The sequence below is a fragment of the Neobacillus bataviensis genome (genome assembly GCF_019969725.1).
This window is the reverse complement of record NZ_JAHXYW010000003.1, coordinates 134,576-158,315: the sequence shown is the minus strand read 5'-3', so window position 1 is coordinate 158,315 and position 23,740 is coordinate 134,576. Positions and strand designations below refer to the sequence as shown.

23 protein-coding genes are annotated in these 23,740 nt (G+C 37.7%); 14 read left to right on the top strand and 9 right to left on the bottom strand.

The genetic code is table 11. The features are described from left to right. Positions 1 to 101 precede the first annotated feature (101 nt). Complete coding sequence (locus LC455_RS09170; RefSeq protein WP_223590091.1) at positions 102 to 899, top strand: hypothetical protein; 798 nt, start codon at positions 102 to 104, stop codon at positions 897 to 899. Between the two features lie 33 nt (positions 900 to 932). Here LC455_RS09170 and LC455_RS09165 read toward each other — a convergent pair whose 3' ends face one another. Beyond that, positions 933 to 2,258 carry a D-serine ammonia-lyase gene (locus LC455_RS09165; RefSeq protein WP_223590089.1) on the bottom strand — a complete coding sequence of 442 codons (1,326 nt, stop codon included), beginning with the start codon at positions 2,256 to 2,258 and terminating at the stop codon, positions 933 to 935. Positions 2,259 to 2,587: 329 nt separating this feature from the next. On the opposite strand from LC455_RS09165, the gene LC455_RS09160 reads away from it, so the two are divergent. The 4 genes from LC455_RS09160 (at position 2,588) to uvsE (ending at position 6,059) form a co-directional block, all read left to right on the top strand. Next, complete coding sequence (locus LC455_RS09160) at positions 2,588 to 3,346, top strand: GTP cyclohydrolase II (RefSeq protein ID WP_223590087.1); 759 nt, start codon at positions 2,588 to 2,590, stop codon at positions 3,344 to 3,346. Then, complete coding sequence (gene ribD / locus LC455_RS09155; RefSeq protein ID WP_223590085.1) at positions 3,339 to 4,433, top strand: bifunctional diaminohydroxyphosphoribosylaminopyrimidine deaminase/5-amino-6-(5-phosphoribosylamino)uracil reductase RibD; 1,095 nt, start codon at positions 3,339 to 3,341, stop codon at positions 4,431 to 4,433. The genes LC455_RS09160 and ribD overlap by 8 nt, the downstream gene beginning before the upstream one ends. Positions 4,434 to 4,445: 12 nt before the next feature. Next, positions 4,446 to 5,030, top strand: coding sequence for a 5' nucleotidase, NT5C type (locus LC455_RS09150; protein ID WP_223590083.1), 585 nt, complete (start codon positions 4,446 to 4,448; stop codon positions 5,028 to 5,030). A 63-nt stretch (positions 5,031 to 5,093) separates the two neighbouring features. Continuing rightward, positions 5,094 to 6,059 (top strand): UV DNA damage repair endonuclease UvsE, encoded by a 966-nt coding sequence (gene uvsE, locus LC455_RS09145; protein ID WP_223590081.1) that lies wholly within the window; start codon positions 5,094 to 5,096, stop codon positions 6,057 to 6,059. Between the two features lie 50 nt (positions 6,060 to 6,109). Here uvsE and LC455_RS09140 read toward each other — a convergent pair whose 3' ends face one another. The 3 genes from LC455_RS09140 to LC455_RS09130 all read right to left on the bottom strand — a co-directional run bounded on the left by LC455_RS09140 (position 6,110) and on the right by LC455_RS09130 (position 8,159). After that, entirely contained in the window at positions 6,110 to 6,556 is a 447-nt protein-coding gene (locus tag LC455_RS09140) for a hypothetical protein (protein WP_223590080.1), read from the bottom strand. A gap of 12 nt (positions 6,557 to 6,568) precedes the next feature. Next, a complete protein-coding gene (locus LC455_RS09135; RefSeq protein WP_223590078.1) occupies positions 6,569 to 7,603 on the bottom strand; it encodes a DUF3231 family protein in 1,035 nt (344 codons plus the stop codon). Positions 7,604 to 7,736: 133 nt separating this feature from the next. Beyond that, entirely contained in the window at positions 7,737 to 8,159 is a 423-nt protein-coding gene (locus LC455_RS09130; RefSeq protein ID WP_223590076.1) for a pyridoxamine 5'-phosphate oxidase family protein, read from the bottom strand. Positions 8,160 to 8,329: 170 nt separating this feature from the next. Between LC455_RS09130 and LC455_RS09125 the strand changes: the two genes are divergently transcribed. From LC455_RS09125 to LC455_RS09100, 6 genes are all read left to right on the top strand, one after another. Further along, positions 8,330 to 8,581 (top strand): transcriptional regulator SplA domain-containing protein, encoded by a 252-nt coding sequence (locus LC455_RS09125; RefSeq protein ID WP_223590074.1) that lies wholly within the window; start codon positions 8,330 to 8,332, stop codon positions 8,579 to 8,581. After that, the gene (splB, locus tag LC455_RS09120; RefSeq protein WP_223590073.1) at positions 8,578 to 9,606 is read left to right on the top strand and encodes a spore photoproduct lyase; all 1,029 of its coding nucleotides are present in this window, start codon (positions 8,578 to 8,580) and stop codon (positions 9,604 to 9,606) included. Before LC455_RS09125 ends, splB begins: the two co-directional genes overlap by 4 nt. 119 nt (positions 9,607 to 9,725) lie before the next feature. Continuing rightward, the gene (locus LC455_RS09115; RefSeq protein WP_223590070.1) at positions 9,726 to 9,899 is read left to right on the top strand and encodes an asparagine synthase; all 174 of its coding nucleotides are present in this window, start codon (positions 9,726 to 9,728) and stop codon (positions 9,897 to 9,899) included. Positions 9,900 to 9,959: 60 nt separating this feature from the next. Next, positions 9,960 to 10,100 carry a hypothetical protein gene (locus LC455_RS09110; protein ID WP_223590068.1) on the top strand — a complete coding sequence of 47 codons (141 nt, stop codon included), beginning with the start codon at positions 9,960 to 9,962 and terminating at the stop codon, positions 10,098 to 10,100. Positions 10,101 to 10,217: 117 nt separating this feature from the next. Then, complete coding sequence (locus LC455_RS09105; protein WP_317851428.1) at positions 10,218 to 10,391, top strand: DUF3231 family protein; 174 nt, start codon at positions 10,218 to 10,220, stop codon at positions 10,389 to 10,391. A gap of 101 nt (positions 10,392 to 10,492) precedes the next feature. After that, positions 10,493 to 11,005, top strand: a complete 513-nt coding sequence (locus LC455_RS09100) for a DUF3231 family protein (protein WP_223590066.1) — start codon at positions 10,493 to 10,495, stop codon at positions 11,003 to 11,005. 47 nt (positions 11,006 to 11,052) lie between these two features. On the opposite strand, the gene LC455_RS09095 is transcribed toward LC455_RS09100, so the two are convergent. The 5 genes from LC455_RS09095 to LC455_RS09075 form a co-directional block, all read right to left on the bottom strand. Next, the gene (locus LC455_RS09095; RefSeq protein WP_223590064.1) at positions 11,053 to 12,198 is read right to left on the bottom strand and encodes an ABC transporter permease; all 1,146 of its coding nucleotides are present in this window, start codon (positions 12,196 to 12,198) and stop codon (positions 11,053 to 11,055) included. Then, a complete protein-coding gene (locus LC455_RS09090) occupies positions 12,198 to 13,310 on the bottom strand; it encodes an ABC transporter permease (RefSeq protein WP_223590063.1) in 1,113 nt (370 codons plus the stop codon). The genes LC455_RS09095 and LC455_RS09090 overlap by 1 nt, the downstream gene beginning before the upstream one ends. A 12-nt stretch (positions 13,311 to 13,322) precedes the next feature. Continuing rightward, complete coding sequence (locus LC455_RS09085; protein ID WP_223590061.1) at positions 13,323 to 14,261, bottom strand: ABC transporter ATP-binding protein; 939 nt, start codon at positions 14,259 to 14,261, stop codon at positions 13,323 to 13,325. Between the two features lie 115 nt (positions 14,262 to 14,376). Next, the gene (locus LC455_RS09080) at positions 14,377 to 15,483 is read right to left on the bottom strand and encodes a sensor histidine kinase (protein ID WP_223590059.1); all 1,107 of its coding nucleotides are present in this window, start codon (positions 15,481 to 15,483) and stop codon (positions 14,377 to 14,379) included. 1 nt (position 15,484) lies between these two features. Continuing rightward, positions 15,485 to 16,141, bottom strand: a complete 657-nt coding sequence (locus LC455_RS09075; RefSeq protein WP_223590898.1) for a response regulator — start codon at positions 16,139 to 16,141, stop codon at positions 15,485 to 15,487. Positions 16,142 to 16,313: 172 nt separating this feature from the next. On the opposite strand from LC455_RS09075, the gene LC455_RS09070 reads away from it, so the two are divergent. The 3 genes from LC455_RS09070 (at position 16,314) to LC455_RS09060 (ending at position 23,559) form a co-directional block, all read left to right on the top strand. Next, on the top strand, positions 16,314 to 17,561 hold the full coding sequence (locus LC455_RS09070; RefSeq protein ID WP_223590057.1) for a helix-turn-helix domain-containing protein: 1,248 nt from the start codon (positions 16,314 to 16,316) through the stop codon (positions 17,559 to 17,561). A 270-nt stretch (positions 17,562 to 17,831) separates the two neighbouring features. Beyond that, positions 17,832 to 21,956, top strand: a complete 4,125-nt coding sequence (locus LC455_RS09065) for a S8 family serine peptidase (RefSeq protein WP_223590056.1) — start codon at positions 17,832 to 17,834, stop codon at positions 21,954 to 21,956. 304 nt (positions 21,957 to 22,260) lie between these two features. Next, positions 22,261 to 23,559: a hypothetical protein gene (locus LC455_RS09060; protein WP_223590055.1), complete on the top strand. Its 1,299-nt coding sequence runs from the start codon at positions 22,261 to 22,263 to the stop codon at positions 23,557 to 23,559. Positions 23,560 to 23,740: the final 181 nt, after the last annotated feature.

Genomic DNA, 23,740 nt, shown 5'->3' with positions numbered 1-23,740 from the left:
GACGACGCGGTTGTGTGCGGCTCTTTTTGTGTTATCGGGGGAATGTCTATACCCATTCTTTCCCCTGTGAATACTATTAAAATAAAAGGCAGGTGAGAAAAGTGTATTTGGTTGGCTTTTATTCGCCAAAAGCAAAGTCAGGCGTAACAGAATTATCCTTGTCTGTATTTCATTGGCTGAAAACTAACACTAATTTATCAGTTGCATTCATTTCCTATGGCTCCTTAGAAAAAGAGGATCCTTCGAATCATCTCCTCCATGAATTCTCCAAGCTAACGCTGGCGCAACAAAAACAAAAAGTAAAAAAGATGAAGAAGGAACACGATATCATCATCTATGATGCCTCAAGTCAGTTATCCGAAGGAGTATTAAAGCTTTTGCCAATTGTGGATCGGCTTTTTGTCGTCGGAGAGGAACACAAAGACTTTGCGGTCAAACTGCATCAAATCATTCAATTTAACAAAATTTTTGATAAAAGCGTTAAAAATTTCATTACCCATTTACAAGGGAATAAAACCTTCATCATCCGTGAAAATAAAGAGGACCGAGTTATTGGCTTTAATTATTCCAAGAAAGAAACTAATGATATTGGCCAAATGATTTATACTGATTATGTAACCCATTACTTAAATGAAAAATTTATTGAAAAAAACGAAAAAATTTATCGAAAAATTAAAAGAATACCTAAGGAAGACTTGTTTAGAGGCCTTTATGAGCTGGGAATTGATTTCGAAAAAGCATTGCTTTTTAATAAATATGTCATTCTCCGTGAAGTATTAGGCCAGGATTACTACGAAGCACTCGAAAATCTTTTTCCCCATTTAATTAATTCCAAATTCGAAGATCTATTAGAAATGTTCCAAAACGAATTGTTTTTTATTACAAAACTGAAACTCTAACATTAAACGCCATTCGAAGTGAATGGCGTTTCCCTATTTTTGACCAAGCTGATAATATTGGTCTAAAATTTCTGCTGGCACCATACTTCCGCCGGTGGCCCAGGCGATATGAACAGCATTTTTCATTTTTTCAGTTAAATGATGTTTCTGTAAATAATCCGTACCATCTTTGCCTAATTTAATTGGACCAATCATCCCAGCTAATGCTGAAGGTTCTAAATAGATTTTCTCCGTATCCACTAAATCCTTTAATAGCTTATACATTTGTTCATCACTAATAGTATAAATGCCGCTTAAAAACGGCTCGATGACTTTTCCGACAAATCCCGAAGGCCTGCCCACTGCTAGACCATCGGCAGCCGTAATATTATCAATTCCAAGATCCTGAACAGCGATTTTATCATGTAGTCCTGTTATTAAGCCAAGTAACATACAAGGAGAGTGAGTCGGTTCTGCAAAGAAACAATGGACATGATCTTGAAACACTAATTTTAAACCAAATGCGACCCCTCCTGGCCCGCCGCCGACACCACATGGAAGATAAACGAACAGTGGATGATTTTCATCGATGATCACGTCCAACTTTTCCAATTGATTTTTCAGACGTAATGCAGCCACTGCGTAACCTAAGAAAAGATCGTGTGAGTTTTCATCATCGACAAAATAACAGAAAGGATCCGCTTCTGCTTGTTTTCGTCCTTCTTCAACCGCTTTACTGTAATCGGCACTGTATTCAATGACTGTGACACTTTTACTACGTAACAAATCTTTTTTCCATTGCTTGGCATCGGCGGACATATGAACCGTCACGTTAAAGCCCAACTTGGCACTGATAATGCCAATACTCAATCCTAAGTTTCCAGTAGAACCTACAGCAATGGAAAACTGTGAGAAAAAGGTTCGAAAGCGCTCACTATCAAGGATGGAATAATCATCTTTGAGCGTTAACAACCCATGTGTTAAGGCTAACTTTTCCGCATGTTTAAGGACTTCATAAATGCCGCCTCGAGCTTTAATTGATCCAGAGATCGGAAGGTGGCTATCACATTTTAACAGTAATTCTCCTAAAATGGTTTGGGCGTAATCACCTTCTAGGTTTTGCTTCATAGAAGATATTCTAATTAATGGTGATTCAATAATGCCATTAGCCTCTTTCGTTTCAGGGAAAACGCTGGCAATATAAGGCGCAAAACGGTTTAATCTTTCTTCTGCATCCAACACATCCTCAAAAGTGAGCGGTGACTTTTCCATTCCTGAATGAAAAGTCTCGATTTTTGGATTAAGCCAAAGCTCTTCCTTAAGGGATTTAAGGCTTTTTAATAAGGGATACTGTTCATCAGATAAATTAATCTTCTCCAAAAAAAAACCCTCCACATTATTGTTTTATAAATAGGCTTTGTTAAAGGCCATAGTTGATCTTAGACACTGTTGATTGGAGCGGAAGGCGCGAAGACTCCTGCGGGAGTACGGGGCAGGGGAGACCCCACAGGCGCTAAAGCGCCGAGGAGGCTCCCCGGCACGCCCGCGGAAAGCGAAGCGCCTGGAGCGTAAATCAACAACAAAGTTTAACACTGCCTTTATCTAAAGTTTAACGCAGGCATACAGTAGTAACCACCCTCTTTTTTAGTCATATTCCTTGCGTTTTTTTGAAACTTTAACAAATAATAATAAAAAAAGGGGGAATTCATTTGAAGCAAACCAAATTAGAGCCAAAGGTTCTTTCGGTTTTAGAAGATAAAATCCAATTAATTAAAACGCAAAAAGGAGCTATCTATTTAGTAGGACCCATTCGGCTTCCTGTTAATTTATATGGTGAAACGGTGATTTTTAAATGGTATTGCTGGCTAAATTGCGACGAAGTAACCGAGGATTTTGAAAGGATCATTGACAAACTTTCTTCCGCCAATTTAGCAGAATTCCAGCAATCAAGTGTCCTTGCCTACGGTGATTTTGAATTCGGCGATGATGCGATCATTCGGATGCATTCCATCTGTCACACTGGAGATATTTTTGGCAGTAAAAGATGCGATTGCGGGTATCAATTGAAACAATCCATGAAAATGATTGTTGAGCATGGAACAGGCGCTTTATTCTATTTAGCGAACCATGAGGGAAGAGGGATTGGTCTATTCAGCAAGGCAATGGCCTATATTCTTCAGGAAAATGGCTATGATACCGTTGAAGCAAATCAAGCACTTGGGTTTGTAGATGATTCTAGAAACTACAGCGATGCCATCCAAGTTCTTAAAGCATTACGTTCCAAGCCAGTTACTCTTATGACGAACAATCCAAAAAAATTAGATGCCTTAAAGAATTCCGGTTTACCTGTTTCAGGAAGAAGGCCATTATGGGGAGATGTTTCTGAGTATAATGAAAAATACCTTCAGACAAAAATTAATCGCTCTGGTCATTTAAAAGAAGAAGAGGGGTCTTGCCCAAATGACTAGTCATGAATTCTATATGGATTTGGCCCTACAAAACGCAAGGGCCATGAAAGGGCAGACAGATCCAAATCCATTGGTCGGTTCTGTTATTGTCAATGATAACCGAGTTGTTGGAATCGGGGCCCATTTAAAGGCCGGTGAACCCCATGCGGAAATTCATGCCCTCAGGATGGCGGGCGAAAAAGCCAAGGGAGGTACCATTTATGTAACTCTGGAGCCTTGTTCCCATCATGGACGAACAGGTCCTTGTGCCGTTGCCATTGTAGAGGCAGGCCTTAAACGAGTAGTGATTGCAACACTTGATCCTAATCCCCTCGTTGCCGGAAACGGTGTTAAAATTCTTGAGGATGCTGGAATTGAAGTCATAATTGGGGTTCGTGAAAAGGAATCCCAACAAATGAATGAGGTATTTAATAAATTCATTGTAAAGAAAAAGCCATTTGTAACTTTGAAATCAGGAATTACCTTGGATGGCAAAATCGCGACTCACACTTCCCACAGTAAATGGATTACTTCAGAAGAAGCCAGAAAAGATGTCCATCACCTTAGAAATGAAAATATGGCGATTCTAGTCGGTGCCAATACCGTCATCAAGGATAATCCTGAGTTGACAACAAGGATTCCAAATGGACGCAACCCAATCCGTGTCATAATGGATTCCGCATTAAAAATACCTTTAGAATCTAAAGTTGTCACCGATAAACAGGCAGAAACATGGATTTTTACAAGTAAGAATTATGATAAGGAAAAGGAAGCGGCATTATTATCTTTAGGAATAAAAGTTTTTCAAACCAGCGGATCCAAACATGTCGATCCTAATGATGTTGTACATATCCTGGGAGAAAATTTAGTTTCTTCTTTATTAATTGAGGGCGGGGGAACAATCAACGCATCTTTTTTAGAAAATAAACTCATTGATAAAGTGGTCCTCTATTTTGCACCTAAACTAATCGGCGGAAAGCATGCCCCAACCTTCCTGGAGGGGGAAGGATTTGAAAAAATGAGCGAGGCTGTCGAGCTTTCGGATGGATCCTTTACCAAAATCGGGCCGGATTTTAAATTTATCGGCTATCCGATTTACCATAAATGAGGGGTAATTAAAATGAAATTCGGTTTTGATATAGACGATACGTTAATAAATTTAAGGGAGCACGCTTTCCATCTTTATAATAAAAAATTGAATCAGAAGGTACCGATTGACCATTTTCACGAACTGAAAAGAGTTGAGATCCATGAGCCTTTTGGGTTAACGGATGAACAGGGGAAGGAAATGTGGAAGCAATCATTAGAAGAAATTTATTTTACCTCCTGCCCGCCTTATCCCGAAGCGGTTGAAACGTTGCAGCAACTTGATAAACAAGGGCATGAGATCTATTACATTACCTCAAGGCCAATGGGGTATCGGGACCAGACAATGGAATGGCTGAAGGAAAGAGGCTTTCCCATCCGTGATGACCGTTTTTTCTATGGCATGCAGGATCATGAAAAAGTGGACATCATCAAAAATTTAAAACTGGATTATTACTTCGATGATAAGCCTGCGGTTCTAAATACACTACTTCAAGAATCAACAAAGCTGTTTGTAAGAGATCAATCCTATAATCGAGATTTGGATTTACCGCGAATTGTAAATTGGTCAGATTTCTCTACTGTTTTAGAGTGCGAAATAGAAAAGAGGGAAGTTTAATATTAACAGCCTGTTCCATATGGAACAGGCTGTTTTTCTCTAAATCATTCATGAGGTGAACCAATGACAATTGTACGTCTCGGTTATGTAGCTATGAGCATGGAACTGAAAAACGCTTCCCCTTCCAAAACAATGACCTTCGCCCAATTCCAGAAAATTGATGATCGAGAGGCTGCAATTCGCAAATTAGAGCGAATATCACTTGAAAATTTGCATAATACATTACGGATCCTTAAGCATAATGCCGCTTCTGAAATTCATTTTTATCGGTTAACCTCCCGATTAATCCCTTTAGCCAATCATGAAGAACTGCTTGATTGGGATTATATGAAACCACTAAAAAGAAGTTTGCATGAAGTTGGTGATTTTGTCAGAAAGCATATGATGAGAGTTGATTTCCATCCAGATCATTTTGTTTTACTTAATTCCCAGCAGGACAACATCATAAAGAATTCGATCAAAACCTTAAAGCTACATTATTTATTATTAAAGGGGATGGGGATTGACCCAACTCACCGCTGCGTCATGCATGTTGGCGGGAACTATAAAGAAACCGAAACATCACTGGAACGCTTTGTTGATAATTGGATGGCCGTACCTAGATCAATTCAAAAAATGATCATGCTTGAAAATGATGATACTTCCTTTACCCTTGAAAATACTCTTTATTTATGTGAAAAATTAGAAATACCGCTTGTTTTTGATTATCATCATCACCTTGCCCATCATGAGAATCCAAACTGGGAGGTGCATTGGAAGAGGATCGTTCATACATGGAAGTATTCTCCGCTACCCATAAAAATGCATATTTCAAGTCCAAAAAGCCAAAAAGAATTTCGCCACCATTCGGATTATGTTGACATTAAAATGTTCTTTGATTTCTTAAAAGAAATAAAGGGGAGCATCAAACAAATTGATTGTATGATTGAAGCCAAAAGAAAAGATGAGGCACTTTTTCAGTTAATGGAGGAGATAAGAACTCGAGGGGATGTTGAAATCATTGATGGTTCTTCTTTTCTGTTGAAATAGGCTAATTGCGTTCGTAATTTTATAAATAAAAGCTTGGCATTCGCCAAGCTTTATTCTCTTCTTAATACTTTTTTAATTAATATCCCTATAAAAACCCCAGGGAGCACACATAACATTGGAAACCAGACTGTTCCCAGCATCATCCCGAATACCTTTATTTTCGCTGAAAACATCAGCCCCACAGTAACAAAAAAGGCTGAAAGCGCAAATGGCAGAAATGAATAGGGTTCTTTGCCTCCACCTGCATCTTTATAGGCATCCCACATGGCAAAAAAATAAACACAAGGATAAAACATTAGCCATTGGAATTCAGTTCGAAGAAAGGTCTTTTCAATTTCCCCATTAAAACTAAGCATGATTACTTCGTTAAAATGTGAACGGATGTTTATCATAAATTCTAAAAAGATAAAAAGGATACCTTTAACATACTTCCCATTAAGCAATTGACCAAAACCAGGGAAAGCAATGCTCCATAATAATTTTTCTTTTGGATTCACATTTGATTAACCTCAATTAGATGCTAAATTTTTTCTATCAACGGCATGTGGGGGTTGTTCCATCCAGCCTTTTTCTATGAAGATTTTTGCTGCTCCCTCAACAAATTGGGAGATTTTCAATAACGATTTTGTATACATTAACCCAATATCATGCCTTCCGTTAACTGCAACAGAATTTCCAAATGCTCTTATTTTCATTGAGAACATATCCATTTTATGAAATAACATTAATTTATCTGAAAATGGTGAAAAAGTAGATGATGTCACTAAATCGTCCAAAAAAGAAGGAGTCGGTAAATTTTCATTATGTAGCTTCTGCATATAGCGTTCAACGTTTAATGAGGTCATATCCCTGCCCCACTCAAACAATTTTCGAATCTTTTCATCCTTTACCACTTGTGCAAAGGACAGAATGAGTGCCTTGCTCGTTACATTATTTTCAATATTGTCGTAAAGGTGGGCAATTTCTAAGGCATGTAAAGAACGGACATGTCCCAGGTAACCATTTAAAAAGTCCTGATGTACAAAAGCCACCTTTTCAGGTACTGGAATTAAAGGAGGTTTCATAATAAATCCTTTATTCATTAGTATTTCATTGATTTGCTCCATTAAGTCCATTGTGGCGTCCATACAATACCTAAAGAATTCTTTAACATCCTTTCTAATGACAAGAGGAATTGCAACATTATAAATACTCATTCCTGCTTTTCCAGCGTATTTCAAATAATGAACATAGTATTGATCTTGATATAAACGTGGAGCTCCAAGGTTTACGTCCTCATTCCCAAAACCTTTAGGAATAGGGTAGTTCTCCTTTTCAAAAATTCCTTTGGTTGTATTCAAAAATTCTAAGCTTAGCTTTAATGCATTTTCTAATAACGTTTTAATATCCTTATCTTCAACATGTTGGAGATAATAACTTAATATGCATGTTGACATGCTGTTTCCCATATAAGTAGCCCAAAGTTTACCCATTTCTGCAGAAGTTAATTGTTCGCTAGTCTCTTCTTTGTATGAACCTAATTTAATTGTCTTAATCGTTTTCATGGATACTCCCCTTCTTGCATGCTTTAGGATAGTATTCTCTTCCGTTTAAATTATACTCACAAGTTACACCTCTTCAGCTGGGAAAAGCGGTTCATTAACTGAGACTTGAAATACAAGAAAAAAGCCAAATGTTTTATACCGTAATTTCCTGTGGCGGTTCACCATGAAGATTTAAAATCCGGACAGTTTCTGGCACGATTTGAAGAAACACATAGTTCGGATCTTCTGGGCCTTCGAACCATTGATTGAATGATTCATCCCAATATTGCTTTTTAAGATTTTGTGAGTCATTAATGCTAGATGTTCCAAGGATTTCTACATAGGCGTCGCTTTGTCCATTCTTTTCATAACCTAATAAGACGGAAACGGATGAGTTCTTCTCTATTTCTTCAATTTTCTCAGTATCCTTTTTTGTAGGTGTATACAGGGTAAGGTCATCATTGTAGAACGTCATATAGCGTGAATGGGGCTTATTATTTTCGACCGATGAGAGGACACCGGTTTTGTGATCAGAGATAATCTTGATAACCTTTTCTTTTAAATTTTGATCGTTCATTGATTCCGCTCCTTTTTTCAAAGTCAATATTAATTTCCTCATAAATAACTAACCTATACTAATCGATGACTAATTTCCATTATCAAGAAAACATAATATTAGCTGAGAGAAGGGAAAAATTCTAATAATGTGTTACAAATGGTTAATTGCGAAGAAGAAAAGGTGATGGAATGGAAAACCAAAATTATCATGCTGGTGATATCGTTTATGTTTTTTACCGAAATCCCCATACGCAGGATGTTGCAAACATTCAAGCAGCAGCGGTTGTCAATAATCCTGAACAGCCCAATGAATTAGCATTATTTTTATACGAAACCTATTACCCGCTCTCCAATGATATGGCGGTATATTCTACAGAAGAAGAGGCAAATCAAGCCTTTGATTACTATTATGGCAGTGCGTCAGAGTGGCGGTTGGAATGAATAACCCCTTCACACCTAAATTGGTTTACTTTGAACCAGATGCATTGGACTATCCGTTAGGACAAGAACTTCTAGAAAAGTTTGAAAAGATGGATGTCGAAATCCGTTATACCACATCCCATAATCAAGTTAGAAATTTGCCCGGTGACAATGACTTCCAAAGATACCGAGTTGCTAAGTCAACACTGGTAGTTGGTATTAGAAAAACACTGAAATTCGATACTTCTAAGCCTTCGGCAGAGTATGCCATTCCATTCGCGACTGGATGTATGGGGCATTGTCATTATTGTTATTTACAAACAACAATGGGCAGTAAACCATATATCCGTACATACGTGAATGTCGAGGAGATTCTTGAAGCTGCCGATAAATACATGGAGGAGCGGGCTCCGGAGCCGACAAGGTTTGAAGCCTCCTGTACGTCCGATATTGTGGGGATTGATCACTTAACCCATACGTTAAAAAGAGCCATTGAGCATTTTGGCAAATCAGAACTTGGAAAACTTAGATTTGTAACTAAGTTTCATCATGTGGATCATCTCCTTGATGCGCAACATAATGGGAAAACCAGATTTCGGTTTAGTGTTAACGCCGATTATGTCATTAAGAACTTTGAGCCGGGGACCTCGCCATTGGAGAAAAGGATTGAGGCGGCGGGAAAAGTCGCAAGAGCAGGGTACCCGCTTGGTTTCATCGTTGCTCCCATTTACCTGCATGAGGGGTGGGAGGAAGGGTATAAATATATGTTTGAACGTTTGCAAGCAGAATTGCCTCCGGAGGCTAAGGAGGACTTAACCTTCGAATTTATTCAACACCGTTTTACCAAACCGGCTAAAAAAGTAATTGAAAAAAACTATCCGATGACAAAATTAGAATTGGATGAAGAAAAAAGAAGATATAAATGGGGGAAATATGGAATTGGCAAATACATTTATCAAAAGGAAGAAGAAGAAGATTTAAAAACCCATCTTTACGGTTATATGGAAAAGTTTTTCCCAAATGCAAAATTAGAATATTTCACATAGAATGGCACTATCTTATAGATATTTAATACACCTGGAATAAGCATAGATGTATCCTTTGAGGCAACACTAAAAATGGTGAATTGACACCATTATCTAACTTCGATGTAGGGGGATTATACATGAATATTCGTGAAGGTTTAATACCAACTGCATTAGGCTCAGCCGTAACCGCGACTGGGTATGCATTAAAACAAAAACGGGGAACAAATAAAATGATTGCCAATACCGTTTTTGGTTTCGGATTAGCTCACATCGTTTTGGGTGTATATGACCTTATCGAACATCGTCGTTAGTAAATATAAGGATGGGCAATAGAACATGCTCACCTTCTTCAACTTTGGAGGTAGGTATTTATGTCAAATCAACAACCAAACAGAAATGAGAATCAAAAAGGCAAATACCAACAGGGTTCAGGGACTAAATATCATCAAGAGCATGCGGGCAGTGTCCCTGGATATGGAAACAATCAAGTAGATCAAGTTCAAAAGAGTTAATAAAGTATTGATAGGGTGAATTGGTCTGGGAATATATTTCCCAGACCTTTTTCAATGTTGTACTTCTTAGATGTAAGATATATTTTTCCATAAAAATGGAAATTTATTCAGTAAACTATTAAACATATTCTTGTTTCTCAAAGAAGGGATTTAGCTTTGGAATTTAAGAAGCAAATGGAGGAGGCAGGATTATATGCAGAGGACGGAGCCGAATTATTAATAAAATACGGATGGCTGAAGCAGCCGCCGCTAGCAGATAATCGGGAGCAATTGGCAACTAAGAAACAATAATTTTGGAATCATTTAATTAATATTGGGAAGGTTATTTATGTGCTCTAAGAAAGGTGGCACTTTAAATGAATTCATTTTCCTATTTACTAAGGAGGGCAACAATGGGAATTTTAAGTGGAAATCCTAAAGAGGAACCATTACACTACGGTGAAGCTTTTGATCTTTGGGCATCAGTATTAGCAGGAAATGGTATGATTGCAGGATATCAAACCATGATTAACCATGCCGGTGACGATGATTTAAAAAAATTATTACAAGAAGCAATTGATATTTGCCAGCATGACAAGAAACAAGTAGAAGAACTCTTAAAAGAAAATGGTATCGGTTTACCGCCAGCAGCACCGGAGCCGCCTGAAGCATGTTTAGAGGATATACCGGTTGGAGCTAGAATCCCTGATCCAGCTATTGCCTCTACACTTTCAGCAGATATTGCAGCGGGACTTGTAGCATACAGCCAAGTGATCGGTAAATCAATTAGGGAAGACGTTGCCATGTTATATCTTCAAATGCACAATCAAAAGGCAGCACTTGGGGGAAAATTACTTCGCTTAAATAAAGAGAAAGGCTGGCTCATCCCGCCTCCTTTGCATCTAAATAAGCATGGTGATTGTTAAGACCCTTGTAAAATGAAAGCCTGTTCCTAAAAAGGAACAGGCTTTTTTCACACAAAGTTCTGAGTAGAATTATTTCTGCTAAACTTATAAACGGCTATAAGGAAAAAGGCAGCCGCAAAACCAATAAGAATCATAAAATTTAATGATAAACTGCTGAAGGAGGTTCCTTCTTGCAGTTTTGTTAGGGTAGCCAAGGTCCAGCGCTGCGGCAGGAAATCAGCTATTTTTTGCAGCGTTTTTGGCATAACTTCGACTGGCCAGAAGCATCCGGAAATCATAACTGTCGGGGTAATAATCAAATTTTGCATTGCTCCTGCAGCACTTCGGCTATTTGAAAATGCAACAATCACTAAATTGAGCCCTACTGAAATAAATGAAAATAGAATCATCACGAACGCTGCCTGCCAAAATGACATGTTAATGCCGATATTAAAAAGGATTTTCATGATTGTTAACGTGATGAAAACCTGAATCGTCATAATAATCATGTTCACTGAAACATTCGCTAATAAATATTTTCTTGCATTTATGGGTGTCGAAAGCAAGCGGAAATAGGTTCTGTTTTCTTTTTCAAGAAGAATAATCTCTGACATATTTCCTGCAGACATAAGCATGATCATGATTAGGAAGCCAATTGTTTGATTGGTCATATTCTTGTTTTTGGATATATCCTTTAAGGAATGAGTGGTCAGCTTGTAGTTGGTTTGTTGAAAATCATGATACATCTGCTTAAAGGTTTGTTGATTTCCAGCAGCGGCAATACTAATCGTCGAAATATTATCGACATATTGATATAAATAGGATTTAACAAATCCTGTGATTTGAGCTCCCTTAATCGAAGTGATCTGTATATGTGCAGGATTACCGGATAATACACTTTCTGAGTACCCTTTTTCAAACGTAATGACACTATCCAGCTCGCCGGAAATGATTTTATCTTTAGTTTTTGCATTTGGAATTTCTACAACTTTAACATTTTCCAAGCCTTTTAGAAATTTGATTGTATCGGATGCGATTTCACTATTGTCCTGGTTGACAATTCCGACATGCAGGATTGCTTTTTGATCCCCGCCATACACGAGCAGGGAAATAAAGATACCAATTAATGGCATACAAAGATATAAAATAATATTTTTCTTTTGTCGGAACGTTACACTTAGCGTATTTTGAATTAACCAGAGGATATCCTTCATTATAATCCCTCCCGTTTTTGTAAAGAAATGACAGCCACTAGTAAGAATAGTAGTGCTCCAGACAAATGGATGGTCACTGCAGGAATGGCTGCTGAAAGGTCATTTGCATAAATCATTTTAGTAATGGCTGAATTTATCCAGGTAAGGGGAGAGAGGTCCGTAATAAATTTAAAGATTCCTTGCGGATTATCAATTTTAAAATAGGCTCCACCGAAAAATGACGCTAACTGGACAAACAGCATGATGATAATTCTTGGAGCCGCACTTGTCTTCGTCAAAAAGCTGAGTCCAATTCCCATGCTGACGGCAAAGATGATTTCTGTCAGCAAGACGAGGATAACCATCCCTAAATGCTCGCCCCAATTCGCTTTAAAAAATAGTTTGCTAAACAAAATGACTAATAGGACACATATGGTATTGCTTACAAGACTCCCTAGAACTTTCCCGATAAAAATTTCACTTTTCCTCACAGGTGAGGCAATTAAACGGTCTGCCGTTTTTCTGACCCTTTCACTGATTATTAAGGAACTTGACGACATCGCTCCATAAAGGACAATCATCGTTGTGATTACAATCGCGTAATAATCCATTGAGCCTGGCTGTTTATTTGGAAGGATCGAAGTTTCCTTAATATAATCATCCTTCCTCTCGCCGGTAAAAGCACTTGCCAGCTTCTCAGGGGCAACCTTCATGATCTCTGAAGCAATATTGTATTTATCAACATAGGAAGTGATCATTCCTTGAAGGATATTCCCTTCGATGCTGTTCCCGTTATTGACATACAGCTGTAAACCCCGTTGTGTCACTTCTACATATCCGTCATATTTGCCTTGTCTTACTTCATTTTTGGGATTGATGTTTTCGGTCACTTTTTGAAAGTGAATCCCAGATTTTTCGGCTGTCTTGATAAATTGATTAAAATTTTCAGTTTGTGAAGTATCTTGATATAAAACATGAATGTCATCCACAGGAAGGCTATCCCCAAAGGTATTCGATAAGGCAGATCCGAGTACAAGCATCAACACGACCGGAAAAGCGAGCATAAAAAACAAGGTCCTAGTATCCCGGAAGTCCGTTTTAATTCCTTTCCAAGCAATATTCAATATGTTCAAAGTAAATCCCCCTTATTGGTCACGCAGATTTCTCCCTGTTAATGTTAAGAAAACAGTTTCTAAGTTCGGCGCTTTTTCTTGAAGGGAGCGGATTTCAATATGACTATTGATAAAATGCTCAATGATTTTATTAAGATTATTAACGCCAGTGTCCGAGTTTATTTTGATAAGATTTTCATCAACCTGTACAGCTTCCACACCATTGATTGCTTTTATGGACTCCATATTTACTTTTTCCGTTGATTTGACTTCAATCCATAAATCCTTCGTATTGGTGATGATGGATTTTAGCTGTTCCTTTGTACCTTCTGCAATGATCTTGCCATGGTCAATAATCGCAATGCGAGAACAGATTTCCTCGACTTCCTCCATATAGTGACTAGTATAAATAATGGTGCAGCCCATTTCATTTAATTTTCGAACGGAATTTAAGATATAATTCCGTGATTGCGGATCAATTCCTACCGTTGGTTCATCCATAATGATCAGTTTTGGACGGTGAGCAATGGCACAGGCAATATTCAGCCTTCGTTTCATTCCGCCCGAAAAACTATTGGGATAACTTTTATGTTTATCCTGAAGACCGACGAACTCCAGCGCTTCTTCCACTCTTTCATTTAGTTCCTGACCCCGCAGGCCATAGAGTCCAGCAAAGAATTTCACATTTTCATAGGCGGTCATGTCTTCATAGATCGCTAAATCTTGAGGAACCATCCCAATGTTCATTTTGGCAAAACGGCTGTTTTTGACAGCATTCTTACCAAGAATATTGATAACACCTTCATTACTCCGCAAAAGGCCGGCAATCATATTGATGGTGGTACTTTTTCCTGCGCCATTAGCACCCAGGAAACCAAATATTTCTCCCTTGGCAACTGATAAAGACATATTATCGACAGCAATAAAATCACTGAATTTTTTGGTTAAATTTTTAATTTCTAATACGTTCATTTTTTCACCCCTAAATCGTTTGTGTGGTTTAAGTATAAAAAAAAGAATGAACGGAGATAAGTGCAATCGTTCATTCTTTTCACATGAGAATATTCATATTGTTTGCGTGAGTTTTTCACGGATGAATGGGGAGGAGGGTGGTGACGGAAAATCCACGGGTTCCATCGACAATAATTTTCCCGTTCACGGAAGCAGTACGTTCCTCCATCCCGATGATACCAAGCCCTTTTTTAATTTTTTCCGCACCGGAACCATTGTCCTTAATTTCTACCCGGATCATTTTGTTTAACACCTTCAATTCGACTGAGACGAGCGTTGCATTGGAATATTTCATAGTGTTGGTTAAAGCTTCTGTGATATTTTCATGGATGATTTTCCATTGAATCGGGGTAATGATATCTAAATTGCCATCATGAGTGAGGACTGATTTGGTTTGATGTTTTGCGGCAAATTCGTCAATCATCAGCTTGACCCGATGAATCCCCACCTGTTCAGAAGGAGGTTTCATATTTTTAAGTGTCAATCGAATGTTTTCAATCCCATCCTTAGAAATATTAATGGCATTTTGCAGCAGCTCTGTTGCTTTGAGTTTGTCAGTTTCGATTAACCGCTTGGCTGCTTCCATTTGAAAAAGTGCCCCCGTAATGGAGTGCCCGATTTTATCGTGGATTTCCTGTGAAATTCGATTACGTTCTTCTAATTTAAAGGTATATTCCGACTGGCGGATGTATTCTGTATTTTCATTTAAGTTTTTGGTCATTTTTTGAAGCGTTTTTCTCATTGAATCCATTTGTTTTTCATCTTTTAACAGTCGATCCCCGTACACTGATGTAATGGTAAAAATCATGTAACAAAAAATCGACACTAATCCATAAAGGGGCTGTAGTGTTTCATAAATGTTCAATATAGGGACAATGGAAATGAGCAGAATGATAATTTTTTTATTGAAAAAATCAGCTGTCAATTCAATCAGGGCTAACGGTAAAAGTAAGATAAATAACGAATTTATCTCGAAATAGGATGTAATCGATATTCCGATTGAGAGGAATAACAGGATTCTTTTTATAGAAATTCTTTTAAAGATATTTAAGGTAATATTTATACAGAAATAAAGTAGAATAGCGAAAACAACCCATGAAATATGACTAACTTCAGCCCTGACACAGGTGAAGGCTATAAAAATTAATAAAGCGAGCTTGCTAAAAATAATCCAAAAATCCATCTTATTCAACTTTCCCAGTAATATAGTAAATGGCAATTTGTGTTCGATGCTCGAGGCCGGTTTTCCCTAATATAGAGGTAATGTAATTGGCAACCGTGCCTTCAGAAATAAATAATTGCTTGGAAATGGCTTTGTTTGAATAGCCCTTGGCAATCAGCGACATGATTTCCCGTTCTCTTTCGGTAAATAGGGAGGAGTCGATTTTTGATTCTGTTTCTTTATTTTCTGTTAAGTTAGATTTGATTTTCTCCAATACAACATCCTGTATGATACTGTTTCCGTTCATGACGCTCTTGATCGCATTCCGAATCCGTTCCGGGTCATTATTTTTCAATAAATAACCTTTCGCGCCATTTTTGATGGCATCCAATATGTACTCATCATCATCAAAGGTGGTCAAAATAATCGGTTTTGTTTTGGTTTGTTCGCTGATGAGCTTCGTTGCTTCCACGCCATTCATATTCGGCATGCGTATATCCAGCAGGGCAATATCCACCTCATGCTTTATGCAATATTCCAAAGCTTCTTTTCCATTATTCACCGTATCCAACACTTCAAATTCTTCATATGTATTTAAAATAATTTTTAAGCCTTCCCGAATAAATGAATTATCATCGGCAATAATCAATTTAATTTTTTTAGGTTCTAGTGGAGCCATATCCCCGCAGGTCACTTCCTTTTTTCTCCATTATAACTCATTTAAGGGAAGCCAGTAATCTTGCTTTGTAAAATTTCCACAATCTATATTTGTCTATTACAATACCGATATTTATTGTAAAATATAACGTGCAATCTATAATTATTGTTATAATCCAACTTGAGGTGCATGAATGATTGATGGGAAAATAATCAAATTTTATCGCGAAAAAGCAGGCTTGACCCAAAGTCAGCTTTGTGAAGGAATTTGCTCTGTTACACATTTAAGCAAGATAGAAAGAGATATTACGGAATACTCAAGGGAAATTACATACTTATTGTCAAAAAGATTAAATATCTGCCTAGAAGAAGAAACGGACAGATATGAAAAACTTCAAATGAAATTAAGGCTTTGGCACGATGCCCTCGTGATGCAAAACAACGAGGAATCAGAAAAATTGAAAAGCGAAATCGAAAAAGAAAACTTGATTCAATTACAGGATTTTAATGTTTTCTATCAATTACTATCTGTGAGATATTATCTATCCCATCACAAATTAAATGCAGCAAAGGTAATTATTACAGGTCTGCAAAAAAATGAGACAGCATTCTCTCCGCAAAATCGAAATATGTTTAAACATGTCCTAGGAATCTATTATTTTCTTACGGGAAAATATCGAGATTGCATTCAAATATTAATATCGATCGATCAAAGTCACTATCATCATTTTGAATATTATTACCATTTGTCTCTTGCCTACCATACTGTTAATGCGAATATTATTTCCTATTACTATGCGGAAAAAGTTCTTGATTATTTTCAAAAAACGTTAAATATTAAGCGGATCATTGATACAGAAATGATGATGCTTATCCAATTAAACTCAAAAGAACACCATGATTTTAACGAGACGAAAAAACGGTACGATCAACTAATACGAACATGTGACGCCATTAATGATAAAGAGCGTAAATCCAAGTTGTATCATAATCTGGCCTTTGACCTCTACAGGAGAAAGAAATATAAGGAGTCCACAGATTATTTCAAAAAAGCCATAAATCTGGTTGATGAAAAGACCCCTCATTATTTACTTAGCTTAAATGGAATGATCAGTTCAAATTTTAAAGGGAACTTACTTTCGAATGAAAAATTATTGGATCTTGCCAAAAAAGGATTGAATTTAGCAAAAACTGCAAAGTCGGATTTGTGGATTCCCTTTCAATTACAGCTCTTACAACTAAATCAGCAAGACGATCAATACTATGAGCTAATTGAAACAACCTTCCTGCCTTATTTAAAAAGCAATGGTTTCACAACCTTAATCGAACACTATGAAAAAAAACTATTTCAATATTTTTACCAAAAGGGTGAGACACAAAAAGCTTTGGATCTTGCCCAATCCTACATGCAAGGCAAAATGAGCTATGAAACACCTTCCTGAATAGGAAGGTGTTTTCATTTTACTTACTTTAATTTGGGGTAATTCAAATACAAAAAAACATGACTATTATCCTGGTTTTTTGGTTAAGATTTACTAAACTTCATTGCAGAACATCATTTATTTTGGAGAAAGATGCTTGTTATTGCATAGATTTACGCTTTCCATAGCCTCAATAACCCCAATTTACTTCAGCATGCAGTCCCCTTACTATTTAAATTAATAGAAAAAATATTCTATCAATTTGATCAGGAAGAGGATGGGAAGCAAAAGATGAAACGTACTAAAAAGAAGTTCCTCAAAAAAGCAACAGCCCTTACATTAGGAGTAGGTTTGATTTCTAGCACTCTAGCAACGCCATATCTAAGCATGCCATCTAAAGTGCTTGCTATGGCAACATCTAATGCGGAATCCATTTTAGCCAATTTAACTCCAGAACAAAGACAAGCTTTAGAAAAGTTTGCCACCGATAGTCAATCCGGTCTATTACTAAATTCAACAGTAAATTTAGAGAGCGATCAAACAGTCCCGGTAATTGTTGCATTTAAAAATAAGCCCGATAAAGTGGCAGTATTAGAAGCGGCAATAAAAGGAGAGAACCTTTCTGTTGATAAAGCAAAAAGCAAGGCAGAAGCGGATCATACGACATTCCAAAATGATTTAAACTCCATTTTTAAAGATAAAGCAAATGGTTCATACAAAATGAAACGTCAATATAAACATGCCTTCAACGGAGTCGCATTGGATGTACCTGCAAACAAGCTTAACGACCTATTAAAATCAGACGCAGTCCAAGCGATCTACAGTGATTCGACCGTGACTTCAGAGCTTCCAGTAAAAGAAACGAAAGGTCAAGGAATGGCCGATGAGCGTTCTTTCCTAAAAGTAGATCAATTACATCAAGAAGGTTATACAGGTAAAGGAATTAAGGTTGCGGTTTTGGATACCGGAATTGATTACAATCACCCGGACTTGAAGGACGCCTATAAAGGCGGCTACGATTTTGTTGACAATGACAATGATCCGATGGAAACCACCTATGCCGACTGGGTAAAAGCCGGAAAGCCAGGCGGGAATGCTGCAGCCTATGTTACTGAACACGGCACCCACGTTGCGGGTACGATTGCCGGCCAAGGAAAAAATGAGAGTGAATACGCCACAACAGGAATCGCTCCTGGTGCAGATTTATATGCGTATCGTGTGCTTGGTCCTGGAGGAAGCGGAACAGTGGACGATATCATCGCGGCCATAGATCAAACAGTGAGGGATGGCATGGACGTAATGAACCTCTCGTTAGGAGCGGACTATAATGATCCGATGTATCCGACAAGTATAGCTATTAATAACGCTGTTTTAAGCGGCGTTACAGCAGTCGTAGCTGCAGGGAACGCAGGAAACAAGATGTACACAGTCGGATCTCCTGGAGCTGCTTCTCTAGCTTTGACAGTAGGGGCAAGCAGTGTGCCGATTACGACTGTGTCTGCCAAGGGATCCATCGACAGTGTAACGGCGGATTTACGCTTCTTGGCAAGGGGATTCACAGATGACATTACAAAATTAAAAGGACAAACGTATCCGATTGTAGATGCAGGGATAGGAGATCCAAACGGATATAAGGGAAAAGACGTAAAAGGGAAAATGGTCCTCATCAGCCGTGGAGTGTATACATTGGACTCAAAAATTGCATATGCCAAGTCGCTGGGAGCAGCCGGGGTTCTGATGTACAATGACAATCCGGCAGAGGGGCATATTCCAGCATACCTTGGTGAAGGAGTTAATTTCATTCCATCCTTCTCTTTAACAAATGCCGACGGACTGGCGTTGAAACAAAAAATTCAAACAGGTTCTGCCTCTTTCACTTACACAGATATGAATGGAATGAAAACAGAGGGAGATACGCTCGCTGACTTCAGTTCCCGCGGGCCAACACGTCTGACGTATGATATTAAACCGGAAATCACAGCACCAGGTGTAAGTGTTTTATCGACTGTTCCAAGCTTTATTAACAGTCCAAATGAACCGAATAATTACACCTTGGCGTATCAGCGGATGTCAGGAACATCGATGGCAACTCCATTCACATCCGGCGTTGCAGCCTTATTATTGCAGGCAAATCCAAAACTTTCGCCAGAGGATGTAAAAGCGATCTTGATGAATACAGCTGATTCGTTAAGCAAGCCTTACAGTGTATTTGAGCAAGGGGCAGGGCGTGTCGATCCTTATGAGGCGATCCACTCTTCGATTGAAATCAAAGTGAAAGATAAAACGCCGACAATCACAAATGGGAAAGACAAGCAAATAAAGGAAGCTACAGGTGCCATCAGCTTTGGCAAGTTTGCAAGTAACGGGAAAGATATAAAAGATTCACGTGAAGTGACAATTGAAAACAAGGGACCAGATGACAAAACTTTTAATGTAAGTGTAACCTTCCAAAAAGAGGTAAGAGGTTCTATCGATTCAGAAAAGAATGGTGTAGTTGTGAATACAGACGAGTCTATTAAAGTTCCGGCTAACAGCCAGATTACTAGAAATGTTTCACTTTCAATTCCAAAAACAGCGGAAATGGGCGTTTATGAAGGTTATATCGTATATACCAACCAAAAAGATCCTTCTGAAACCTATCAAGTTCCATTTGGTGTCCGTGTTGTCGAGGAAGGCATTGATTCGTTTAAAGTAGATAAACCTGTATTTTCTAATGATACAGCTTGGCCGGCCAATTCATTTCCATTTCTTGGTTTTGATTTCTCATTAAAATCACATATGAAAACCTTAGATGTCGTATTACATGATCCAAAAACAGGTAAAGATCTAGGGTTAGTGGGATCATTTGATCCAATTCTTATCAATGATAACCAATCGTATTTTATTGGAAGAGGATTTAGTACCATTTACTATCCATTTACTGGTGATGCGAAAAATCCAATCAGCAGTGAACCTGCATTCGCCAAAACGGGGCATTATCAGCTGAAATTGGTTGGCACAAATGAGCAGGGGCAGACTTTTACAGCTGCATCGGATTTCATCTATGAGCTTGGCGCACCAACGATGACGTCCAGCTTTGATTCCTTAGACCAAAAGGTAATTGAATATAATGATAGCCAATTTGATGCCAATGGACAATTTTTATATGACTTTGACATTAATTTGAACGATTCTGAAGTCGAAGAAGCCAAACAGTTTGGAAGTCAATTAGATCAATCTAGTAATTCTGTTGTTTCCTTTTATAATAGTCCGTTTCCAGCGAGTCCAATTAAGACTGATAAAGACGGAAATTACACGGATCAAATTTTAGTTAGAAAGCAGGATTCACCATTAAAGGTTCAGTTTTATGGGTTTGATGCAGCCGGTAATTTTACCGCGGATGCTACCAACATGCTAAGAGTCGCGTTTGTCGATCATAACCTGCCTTATTATTATTTAAAGGCAAATAAGCAAACTGTCACAACAGGAGATTCTGTAAACTATACAGTTCGCTCCAATAATGTGAAAAACTTAAAAACGACTAAAATCACGTTACCATTAGACCCAAATCTAGTAAGCATCGAAAATCTAGTGGTAAATGACGCCGTGAAACAATATGGTAATGCCCAAGTTTCTGTAACGTCTGCACCTTCCGGATTAAGAATGAATTATACTTTAACATTTACGTATTTAGGAACAAAAGCTTTACCAGAAGATCTGCCGTTATTTAATTTCGATCTAAAAACATCAAACAAGTTTACAAGAAATGTGCCGTTCGACTGGAATTCGATGAGTGCCTCTACCATTGATCAATCGAATGTTGAGTCGAAAAATGTGTACGCATTTATGGAAAGCTATACGTCAAAATCAACCATTTCTAGATTAGACGGATTCGTTCAAGTAGAAGGGGCGAAAAACCCTGCTACAGGAGAAACCATTTACTCACTAGATCAAAGTAAAATCGGGGCAAAAGTAACAGTTTCTTCCTTTGATGGCAAAACCATCGTTGACGCTCCTATCCTATCTAAAGACGGCAAATACAGCGCTGATGGATTAAAGGCTGAAACAAACCCTTATACGATTGTGGTGGATGTTCCAGGCCACTTTACGATGCACAAGCAATTCGAATTATCAAATGAGGTTCGAGGAGAAACAGTAGGGAAGTTTTTACGAACCAATTTATCAACAGCAGCAGCCGGTGATGCCAATAAGGACGATGTCATTGATATTTTAGACGCTATTGCCGTACAGAAAAATTGGGGTACTGACAATCCAACAACAGACTTTAACTTTGATAAAGTGGTGGATGGTAAAGACATGAATTATATCATCAAAAACTTTGGATTACAAAATCCTACGGTAGCAGATACTCCAAAAGCCAAAAATTCTTATAAAGGTGCTACTTTAGATAGTATTTTAAAAGAATTAGGATTATAACAGTCTCTTTTACAGCAGGTTCCGTTGAAAAAAAGGGGAGATAACTCCCCTGATTAATAAAATTATAGATTCATAAAATTATAGAGAAAAAATATTTTTATGGGGGAGAGGCATTCAACCTTGAATCATGCTGAAAAATAATGATCATAAATAATGACGCTATTCTTTCTGTATAATAATGCAAAGGATAGCGTTTTTGTTTTAAACATGCCCATACTTGACAGTTAACCGCTCAAACCGACTATAATGATTTTAAGTATAGGATTCTAGCGTAATATTTGTGATAAAGGAAGTTGAAAACATAATGTATAAAATCGGGTTAGTCGGACTAAAAACTTCTGTAGAAATCATTCTCAACTTGGCAGAAGAATATAAACATGAGATGGAATTCTTTCCTTTTCCCTATGAAAATATCGAAGAGGTAGAATCCATTGTAAAAAAACATGATCAAAACATGCATACATGGCTTTTTTCTGGTCCCCTACCTTATGAAATTGCTAAAGAAATATTAGGAACCGATAAGAAAATGGTCAATGTTCCTGCCACGGAATCAGGTTTTTATCGATCATTTATAGAGCTGATTTATGAACATGGGAAAATCATTGAGAAGCTAAGTATCGATACCATGCATTTAAACAATATTAGTGAAGAAGCATTGTCACAGTTAAATATAAAAACCCCAAAATTTTATACAAAGGTCTTTGATTTAGATGTTGATACGAATGAATTGCAGCAATTTCATTTAGATTTATGGAATCAGGGAAAGACAGATGGCGCTTTATCTTGTTTTCCGTCCGTATGCGAAGCGTTAAGGGAAAAAGGAATTCCAGCCTACAGAATGTCTATGAGTACAATGGAAATACGACAAACGCTTCGGATTCTAGCTGAAAAAGTAAAGGCCTCCTACTTTAAAGACACACAAATCGGAGTTGAAATCATCGAAGTCGAATTTTTTAGCAAAGTGGCAGAGGAAATGAAGACCCCGTACCATTTGCAGTATTTGGAGCTCCGGCTAAAAGAAATGTTGATTCAATTAACTGAAAAAATTAATGGATCTTTTTCCGAAAAAGGAAACGGAAGATACATGATTATTAGTTCTCGAGGCGCTCTTGAACGAGAAATTAATACGCTCGAAGCAACCGTTCAGAAATTAGCCTTCGAGGCCGATACTACCGTGGCGGTTGGAATTGGCTTTGGCGAGACTGCCTATTCGGCGGAAATCAATGCTTATCGTGCCATTCACCATTCCAAGGAAATGAAAAAACGCGAAATTGTGATTGTTCAAGATGATGGTAAGATTGTGGAATCACCTGGCAATAAAGAAGAACTGCAATATTCGAGCCGAACCCAAAATGAAATCCTTATTGAGAAGTTAAAAAAAGGGAATATCAGTGTAAAAACCTATAAAAAAATATTGGCCATCATCCAAAAAATGGGGTGGAACGATTTTACCACAAAGGACTTAGCCACTCAGCTTGAGATGACAGAGCGGAATGTCCGGCGTATTGTTGCGGATATGTGCGAAGTTGAGCTAGCACAATCCATAGGTCAAGAAGCCTATTCTACACGTGGAAGACCAAGTAAAATTTATCGATTGTTATGAGCACCTATGATATGGGTGCTCATTTTTTTGTCCGAATAAATTAGCAAATTTAGGGGCAAAAAGAAAAACTCTAATTGAAATTAAATTTTTTTATTAAGAAATTTCTAAAAATTATTGAAATGGATGACTCGAAATACTATACTCTATTTAAGGAATTTTTTCCTTAAAGTATCCTAAATTA